8 protein-coding genes are annotated in these 8,621 nt (G+C 74.2%); 2 read left to right on the top strand and 6 right to left on the bottom strand.

All coding sequences use genetic code 11. The features are described 5' to 3' along the window. Positions 1-14: 14 nt before the first annotated feature. From ACFWI4_RS40775 to ACFWI4_RS40755, 5 genes are read right to left on the bottom strand one after another with little or no spacing between them, the layout of a single operon-like run. Entirely contained in the window at positions 15-812 is a 798-nt protein-coding gene (locus tag ACFWI4_RS40775; RefSeq protein ID WP_339130709.1) for a type III pantothenate kinase, read from the bottom strand. Between the two features lie 8 nt (positions 813-820). Next, positions 821-1,798: a carboxylating nicotinate-nucleotide diphosphorylase gene (gene nadC, locus ACFWI4_RS40770; RefSeq protein WP_387206730.1), complete on the bottom strand. Its 978-nt coding sequence runs from the start codon at positions 1,796-1,798 to the stop codon at positions 821-823. A gap of 5 nt (positions 1,799-1,803) precedes the next feature. Next, positions 1,804-3,573, bottom strand: coding sequence for an L-aspartate oxidase (locus tag ACFWI4_RS40765; RefSeq protein WP_385398753.1), 1,770 nt, complete (start codon positions 3,571-3,573; stop codon positions 1,804-1,806). Further along, entirely contained in the window at positions 3,570-4,562 is a 993-nt protein-coding gene (gene panC, locus ACFWI4_RS40760; RefSeq protein WP_387206728.1) for a pantoate--beta-alanine ligase, read from the bottom strand. Before panC ends, ACFWI4_RS40765 begins: the two co-directional genes overlap by 4 nt. Beyond that, positions 4,559-5,497 carry a Rossmann-like and DUF2520 domain-containing protein gene (locus ACFWI4_RS40755; protein ID WP_387206725.1) on the bottom strand — a complete coding sequence of 313 codons (939 nt, stop codon included), beginning with the start codon at positions 5,495-5,497 and terminating at the stop codon, positions 4,559-4,561. The genes panC and ACFWI4_RS40755 overlap by 4 nt, the downstream gene beginning before the upstream one ends. A 219-nt stretch (positions 5,498-5,716) precedes the next feature. On the opposite strand from ACFWI4_RS40755, the gene ACFWI4_RS40750 reads away from it, so the two are divergent. Further along, complete coding sequence (locus ACFWI4_RS40750) at positions 5,717-6,922, top strand: threonine aldolase family protein (RefSeq protein WP_387206723.1); 1,206 nt, start codon at positions 5,717-5,719, stop codon at positions 6,920-6,922. A gap of 86 nt (positions 6,923-7,008) precedes the next feature. Here ACFWI4_RS40750 and ACFWI4_RS40745 read toward each other — a convergent pair whose 3' ends face one another. Continuing rightward, positions 7,009-7,233, bottom strand: coding sequence for a hypothetical protein (locus ACFWI4_RS40745; RefSeq protein ID WP_387206721.1), 225 nt, complete (start codon positions 7,231-7,233; stop codon positions 7,009-7,011). Between the two features lie 158 nt (positions 7,234-7,391). Here ACFWI4_RS40745 and ACFWI4_RS40740 point away from each other — a divergent pair, with 158 nt between their 5' ends. Next, entirely contained in the window at positions 7,392-8,498 is a 1,107-nt protein-coding gene (locus tag ACFWI4_RS40740) for a DUF5937 family protein (protein ID WP_387206719.1), read from the top strand. Positions 8,499-8,621 lie beyond the last annotated feature (123 nt).

The raw sequence follows: 8,621 nt of genomic DNA, 5'->3' as shown, positions 1-8,621 counted from the left end.
ACACGGGCGGCACCTCACATGCGCGAGACGTTCCGCTCGTAGACCAGACGCAGCCCGATCAGCGTCAGCCACGGCTCGTGCTCGTCGATCACCGAGGACTCGCCCAGGACCATCGGCGCCAGCCCGCCGGTGGCGATGACGGTGACGTCCTCGGGGTCGTCGGCGAGCTCGCGCGCCATCCGGTTCACGACACCGTCGACCTGGCCCGCGAACCCGTAGATGATGCCGGACTGCATCGCCTCGACGGTGTTCTTGCCGATCACCGCGCGCGGCCGGGCCACCTCGATCTTCCGCAGCTGCGCGCCCTTGACGCCGAGCGCCTCGACGGAGATCTCGATGCCGGGGGCGATCACACCGCCGATGTACTCGCCCCGCGCGCTGACCGCGTCGAAGGTGGTGGCCGTGCCGAAGTCGACGACGATCGCCGGTCCCCCGTACAGCTCGACGGCCGCGACGGCGTTGATGATCCGGTCGGCGCCGACCTCCTTGGGGTTGTCCGTGAGGATCGGCACGCCCGTCTTGACGCCGGGCTCGACGAGGACGGCGGGGACATCGCCGTAGTAGCGCCGCGTCACCTCGCGCAGCTCGTGCAGCACGGACGGCACGGTCGCGCAGATCGCGATGCCGTCGATGCCGTCGCCGAGCTCCTCGCCGAGCAGCGGGTGCATGCCCATGAGGCCCTGGAGCAGGACGGCGAGTTCGTCGGCGGTGCGGCGCGAGTCGGTGGAGATGCGCCAGTGCTCGACGATCTCCTCCCCGTCGAAGAGGCCGAGGACCGTGTGCGTGTTGCCTACGTCGATGGTCAGCAGCATGGCCGGGGTTACTCCGCCGCTCGCAGGTCGAGGCCGATGTCGAGGATCGGGGCGGAGTGCGTGAGCGCGCCCACCGCCAGGAAGTCGACGCCCGTCTTGGCGTAGGCCCCGGCGTTGGCGAGGGTGAGCCGGCCGGACGCCTCCAGCAGGGCCCGGCCCGCGACGAGGGCGACCGCCTCCTCACACTCCACCGGCGTGAAGTTGTCCAGAAGGATCAGGTCGGCGCCCGCGTCCACGACGTCGCGCAGCTGGTGCAGGGTGTCGACCTCGACCTCGACCGGGACCTCCGGGAACATCTCCCGTACGGCCGCGAAGGCCTCGGCCACGCCGCCGGCGGCGACCACGTGGTTGTCCTTGACGAGCGCCGCGTCGGACAGCGACATGCGGTGGTTGACGCCGCCGCCGCAGCGCACCGCGAACTTCTCCAGGGAGCGCAGGCCCGGGGTGGTCTTGCGGGTGTCCCGCACGTGCGTCCCGGTGCCCTCCAGGGCGTCCGCCCACGCGCGCGTGGCGGTCGCGATGCCGGACAGGCGGCACAGGAGGTTGAGGGCGCTGCGTTCGGCGGTCAGCAGGTCGCGGGTGCGCGTGGTGACGCTGAGCAGCTTCTGGCCGGCCTCGACGGCGTCGCCGTCCTCGACGTGCCGCTCGACCTCGAACTCGTCGGTGCAGACCACGGACAGGACGGCCTCGGCGACGCGCAGGCCGGCGACGACGCCCGCGTCCCGGGCGGTGAAGTCCGCCGTGGAGACGGCGTCCTCGGGGATGGTCGCGACCGTCGTCACGTCCACCCCGTGGTCGAGGTCCTCCTGGATCGCCACGTTCGCGATGTCCTCGACCTCCAGGGGGTCGAGCCCGGCGTCGGCGAGGAGCTGGGCGAGAGCGGGGTCGAGGCCGCACTCCATGTACGCCTCGTCCATGTCTGCGCCGCAGCCGCAGCCGTCGCCGCAGCCACCGCTCTCGGCGAGGGGAAGGTCGTGGGTGGTCACTTCGGTCACTGCTCCTGGGGACGGGACTGGGGCGCCGCGTGGGGCTGCCGGGACGTCGGGGGGAAGTCTGCGGTATCGGTGGGGCGGACGGCGAGGGTCCGGTCGGGATTCAGCCGTACGACGATGTGGCGGCGCCACCGCTCGTCGTCCCGGTCGGCGTGGTCCTCGCGCCAGTGGCAGCCGCGGGTCTCCTCGCGGAGCAGGGCGGCGGCGACCAGGACGCGGGCCACGCACAGGAGGTTGGTGGCCTCCCAGGTGTCGACGCCGGGCTCGGAGGTCTTGCCGTTCTCGTCGAGGGCGTCCCGGGCGTCGGTGTGCAGCCGCTGGAGCTGCTCGGCCGCGGTCCGCAGGGACGCGGCGGAACGCAGCACCCCGGCGCCGCCGGTCATGATCCGCTGGATCGCGAAGCGGCTCTCGGGGGCGAGCAGCGGGTGCGCGGGCGTCTCGGGGTGCGGTACGGGCTGGGGCACGCGCGCGTGGAGGCCGTCCTCGGCGTGGCCGGCCGCGATGTCGGCGGCGATGCGCTCGGCGTAGACGAGGCCTTCGAGCAGCGAGTTGGAGGCGAGCCGGTTGGCGCCGTGGACGCCCGTGCAGGCGACCTCGCCGCACGCGTAGAGGCCGGGAACCGTGGTGCGGCCCCGGGCGTCGGTGCGGACGCCTCCGGAGGCGTAGTGGGCGGCCGGGGCGACCGGGACGGGCTCGGTCACCGGGTCGATGCCGTTGGCCCGGCAGGCGGCCAGGATCGTGGGGAAGCGGTGCTCCCACATGGCGGCGCCGAAGTGCCGGGCGTCGAGGTACATGTGCTCGGCGTCCTGCTCCAGCATGCGGCGCGTGATGCCCTTGGCGACGATGTCCCGGGGCGCCAGCTCGGCCAGCTCGTGCTGCCCCACCATGAAGCGCACGCCGTCGGCGTCGACCAGGTGGGCGCCCTCGCCGCGTACCGCCTCGGAGACCAGCGGCTGCTGGCCCTCGGCGTCGGCTCCGAGGAAGAGCACGGTCGGGTGGAACTGGACGAATTCGAGGTCGGAGACCTCGGCGCCCGCGCGCAGGGCGAGGGCCACGCCGTCGCCGGTGGAGACGGACGGGTTGGTGGTCGCGGAGTAGACCTGGCCCATGCCGCCGGTCGCGAGGACCACGGCGGGGGCGTGGACGGCACCCACGCCGTCGTGCTGGCCCTCTCCCATGACGTGCAGGGTCACGCCCGCGGTGCGGCCCTCGGCGTCCGTGAGGAGGTCCAGGACGAGCGCGTTCTCGACCGTGCGCAGGCCGCGCGCGCGGACCGCCTCGACGAGGGCCCGGGAGATCTCGGCGCCGGTCGCGTCGCCGCCCGCGTGCGCGATGCGGCGGCGGTGGTGCCCGCCCTCGCGGGTGAGTTCGAGGTCGCCCTCGGAGGACTCGTCGAAGTGGGCGCCGGTCTCGATGAGCCGGCGGACCGCGCCGGGGCCCTCGGTGACGAGGATGCGCACGGCCTCCTCGTCGCACAGGCCCGCGCCCGCGACGAGGGTGTCGTCGAGGTGCTGCTCGGGGGTGTCGCCCTCGCCGAGCGCAGCGGCGATGCCGCCCTGGGCCCAGCGGGTGGAGCCGTCGTCCAGGCGCGCCTTGGTGACGACGACGGTCCGCAGTCCCGCGGCCTCGCAGCGCAGTGCGGCCGTGAGCCCGGCGACGCCGGAGCCGACGACCACGACGTCCGCGGTCAGGGCCCAGCCGGGGGCGGGCGCGTGCAGGCGTATGCCGGTGCCGTTGGCGGTGTCTGAACCTGTGCCTTTGCCGGTCACGAGGCCGCTCCGAAGGTGAGAGGAAGGTTGTCGATCAGCCGGGTCGTCCCGACCCGGGCGGCGACGGCGAGGACCGCCTCGCCGGTGTGGTCGTCCGCGATCTCGGTGAAGTCGTCGGGGTCGACGAGCGCGAGGTAGTCCAGGACCAGCGGCGGCGTCATACGGGCCGCCTCGTCCAGGACCAGCCGGGCCGCCGCGCGGACGCCGCCGGGCCAGCCGGGGACCGCCTTGGCGACGGCGTGCGCGTCGGCCGCGGCCCGGGACTCGCCCAGGGCGCTGAGGGCCTCGGCACGCGCGCGCGTGGCGGGCACCTCCAGGGCTCGCGCGCGGAGCGCCTCCTGGGCGGCGTGCCGGTCGCGGCCGGCGAACAGGGCCTGGGAGAGGGCGAGCGCGGTGCGCCGTTCCTCGGCCGAGAGGTAGCGGTTGCGGCTGGAGAGGGCGAGCCCGTCCTCCTCGCGCACGGTGGGGACGCCGACGATCTCCACGCCGAAGTTCAGGTCGCGTGCCATGCGCCGGATGAGGGCCAGCTGCTGGGCGTCCTTCTGGCCGAACAGGGCCACGTCGGGGCGGGTCAGGTGCAGCAGCTTGGCGACGACGGTGAGCATGCCGTCGAAGTGGCCGGGGCGCACCGAGCCCTCCAGGCGCTCGCCCATGGGGCCGGCGGAGATCCGGACCTGCGGCTCGCCGCCGGGGTAGACCTCGTCGACGGAGGGGGCGAACACGGCGTCCGCTCCCGCCTGTTCGGCGATCTTCAGGTCGGCGTCGAGGGTGCGGGGGTAGCGGTCGAGGTCCTCGCCCCGCCCGAACTGGAGCGGGTTCACGAAGACGGTGACGACCACCTCGCCGGTGTCTCCCGCGATCTCGCGGGCGGCACGGATCAAGGTGGCGTGGCCCTCGTGCAGGGCGCCCATGGTCATCACGACGGCTCTGCGGCCGGTACGGGCCCGCGCGGACAGTTCGCCGGCGGTGCGCAGCAGCGCGGTGGTCATCGGGTGTCTCCCTCGGTCCCCTGGGTCGCGTCCGTCCCGGCGGCGAGTACCCCCAGGAGGTCCTCGGCGAGTTCCGGCTTGAGCAGTCCGTGCGCGAGCGCGCGGTCGGCGGTCGCGCGGGCCATCGCCAGATAGCCGGCGACGGTCCCGGGGGCGTGCCGGCGCAGTTCGGCGACGTGGGCCGCGACCGTGCCGGCGTCCCCGCGCGCGACGGGTCCGGTCAGGGCCGCGTCGCCGGACCTGAGGGCGTTGTCCAGGGCGGCGCCGAGGAGCGGTCCGAGCATGCGGTCGGGGGCGGCGACACCGGCGGTGCGCAGCAGTTCCATCGACTCGGCGACCAGGGTCACGAGGTGGTTGGCACCCAGTGCGAGGGCCGCGTGGTAGAGCGGCCGGGACTCCTCGGCGATCCACTCGGGCTCGCCGCCCATCTCGATCACCAGGGCCTCGGCGGCCAGCCGCAGCTGCTCGGGGGCGGTGACCCCGAAGGAGCAGCCGACGAGCCGCTGGACGTCGACGGCGGTGCCGGTGAACGTCATCGCGGGGTGCAGGGCCAGCGGCAGCGCGCCCGCGCGAAGGGCGGGGTCGAGCACGCGCGCGCCGTACCGTCCCGAGGTGTGCACCAGCAGCTGTCCGGGCCGGACGGCGCCCGTCTCGGCGAGTCCCTCGACGAGCGCGGGGAGCGCGTCGTCGGGGACGGTGAGCAGCACGAGGTCGGCGCTCTGGAGGACCTCCGCCGGGGACATCAGCGGAACGTCGGGCAGGAGCTGCGCGGCCCGCCGCCGGGAGGCGTCGGAGACGCCGGAGACGGCCACCGGGCGGTGTCCGGCGAGCTGGAGCGCCGCGGCGAGCGCGGGTCCGACACGTCCGGCGCCGACGACGCCGACGGTCAGCCGCGCGGGGCGGTCCTTGGGCTCTGGCTGGGGATGTGTACTCACTCGACGGCGGCCTTCCGTTCCAGTCCGCTCGGGGTACCGGACGATTTCTCGTCATGTTAACGCGATTGGCCAAAGGGCCGTTCGGCCATCCACAGGCTGTGGGTTTCCGCGCGCCGTGACGCCGGTGCGGAACCTGACCGGGTGAACGGGATTTCCACAGGTCACCGGCGTGCGGAATTGGAGGTGACCGGGCGGGCCCGCCCGGGACATGATCCTGGGATGAGCGATACGACGGCACGAAGCGGTGCGGAGTCCGCGGAGGAAGACGGGGCGGCGGAGCTGTCCCCCAAGGAGCGGTTCGAGCGGCGCGTGGCGGCCTGGAAGGCGGCCCGGCGGGTCCTGTGGCGGCCAAGCTTCCAGCAGACGCTCCGCGAGCGCCTCGACTGGCTGAGCGAGGGCGCCGGTGACGTGTGCGACCTCGACGAGCGGATCGACATGTACGGCGACGGCGTCGTCGAGACCCTGGAGGAGCGGGTCGCCGAGCTGCTCGGCACGGAGGCGGCGGTCTTCTTCCCGACGGGGACCATGGCCCAGCAGGTCGTGCTGCGCTGCTGGGCGGGCCGGACCGGGAACCCGACCGTGGCCCTGCACGGCCTCAGCCATCCGGAAGTCCATGAGCGGCAGGCGTTCAGCCAGGTCAGCGGCCTGCGCCCGGTCCGTCTGACGAGCGAGCCCCGGATGCCGACGGCCGAGGAGGTACGCGACTTCCCCGAGCCGTTCGGCGCGCTGCTGCTGGAGCTGCCGCTGAGGGACGCCGGTTTCGTCCTGCCCACCTGGGAGGAGCTCACCGAGGTGGTTGAGGCGGCCCGGGAACGGGACGCGGTGGTGCACATCGACGGGGCCCGGCTGTGGGAGTGCACCCCGCACTTCGGCCGCACCCTGGAGGAGATCGCCGGCCTCGCGGACAGCGTGTACGTCTCGTTCTACAAGTCGCTCGGCGGGTTCGGCGGTGCCGCCGTCGCGGGACCGAGGACGCTCGTGGACGAGGCGAAGACCTGGCGGCACCGGTACGGCGGCATGATCATCCAGCAGTTCCCGACGGTCCTGTCGGCGCTGATCGGCCTGGAGCGGGAGCTGCCCCGGCTGCCGGAGTACGTCGCCCACGCGCGGGTGGTGGCCGGCGCCCTGCGCGAGGGATTCGCCGAGGCGGGGGTCCCCTGGGCGCGGGTCCACCCGGAGGAGCCGCACACCCACCAGTTCCAGGTCTGGCTCCCGTACGAGCCGGACGTCCTCTCGGACGCGGCCCTGCGGCACGTCGAGGAGACCGGCACGGGCCTGTTCGCCCAGGGCTGGAACCGGGGCGGCCCCGGACTCGCGTACACCGAGGTCACGGTGGCGCAGCCGGCTCTGGAGTGGACGGCGGACGACGTGAGGGCGGCGGTCCGCGCGTTCGTGGAGCTGCTGCCGGACCGGGACGCCGGGTAGCGCCGGGCCCGCTCGCGGGCCCGGGAGACCAGGCCGCGGGCCCGGGAGGCGCGGCTGCGGGCCCGGGAGGCGCGGGCGCGGGCCTCTCAGTGGAGCGGCCGGCGGTGGCGGTGCGCCCCGTGCAGCCATCGGCTCAGGGCCCCGCGCATCCGGCCGCGGGCCGGACGTCCGGCCAGGACGGCCCGGAACCTGCGGTGGTCGCGCAGCTCGCGGGCCGTCTCCCAGTCGTGGCTGCCGGGTGCCGGAGGAGCGGCCTCCCCGTGCTGCGAAGCCCGGTAGCTGTCCAGGAGGTACTGCTGGGTGATGCTCATGGCCGACCGCCTCTCGGGAGAGGGATGGGATCCGAGGGCCCCGCGCGAACCGCCCCGGTCGTCCCAGGTTGCGCCTGATCACAGCGGCTGTCCCGTCGATTGACGGTGGCCGTCAATCGACGGCGGCCGCTGTCGGTGGCGGGGTGCACCATGGGGACATGAGCGTGCGCATCGACATCGGCGGGCTGCGGCCGGAGCGGACGGCCGTCGTGCCCTCGCCGCTGGCCGAGCTGGGGATGGCGCTGCACGCGCTGGCGGAGCCGGGCCACCACCCCGGGCTCCAGGGCTGGGTGACGGGGGTGACGGCCCGGCTCGACCCCCATCTCGCGGACCGGATGTGCGAGGCGGACTTCCTGTGGCGTACGACGTTCTCGGACCTGTTCCTGCCGTGCGCGGGCGTGCCGGGCGGGGCCTCGCTGCCGGGCGCGACGCTCGCCGAGGACCTGGACCTGCTGGACAAGCTCACCGACGAGCAGTTCGTGGACGCGGCGCTGGAGTTCACCTGCGCGCTGGCCTACGGCACCGAGGGACCGCACGCCCTCTCCGACCCCGAGGTGCAGCGGCGCGCCGTGGACCTGGCCGCGTCCCGGGGACCCCAGCAGACGCGGTTCACCGAGCGGCTGCTGGTGGACCCGCCGGGGGTCAGGGCGTGGCTGCGGCAGTTCCTGGAGGACTGCGACGAGGCCTTCTTCGCCGAGACCTGGTCCCGGCTGCGCCACCCGCTCGCCGCGGAGGCCCGCCACAAGACGGATCTGCTCCGGCACAAGGGCCTGGCCGAGGCGCTCGGCTCCGTGTCCTCCGCCCTGTCCCTGGACGAGTCGGCGCGGATCATCACGGTGGACAAGCTCATCGAGGGGAGCACGGTGACGGCCGGCGGCGGTCTGCTCCTCGTTCCCACCAGCCTCGGCCGCCCGCACCTGATGGTGCTGCACCGGTACGGATGGCAGCCGGTGCTGCACTATCCGGTCAGCTCCCCCGAGCTCTCCGCCCCGCCCTCCGTGGAACAGCTCACCCTGCGGATGAGCGCCCTGTCCCACCCGGTCCGGATGCGTATCTGCCGCCATCTGGCGCGCAGCGCGTACACCACGGGCGAGCTGGCGCAGGTGCACGGCATGACGGCGCCGGAGATATCCCGGCACCTGGGCGTTCTCAAGAAGGCGGGCCTGATCACCACGCGCCGGCGCGGGCGGTACGTGCTGCACCAGCTCGACGTCGGCGTGGTGGCGCGGCTGGGCAGCGACTTCCTGGAGGGGCTGCTGCGCTGAGGGGGCGGCGTCGCGGGTGCGGTGTCGGTCCGGTGGGTGGGTCGGGGCCGTGCCGGTGCATCAGGCCGTCGCCGTTGGGTGAGGTGTGGGCGTCGGTGGCGACGGCCATCGATGTACCGGCAC

This window comes from Streptomyces sp. NPDC127038 (assembly GCF_042725875.1).
GTDB lineage: Bacteria > Actinomycetota > Actinomycetes > Streptomycetales > Streptomycetaceae > Streptomyces.
This window is presented reverse-complemented; position numbering and strand designations above follow the sequence as displayed.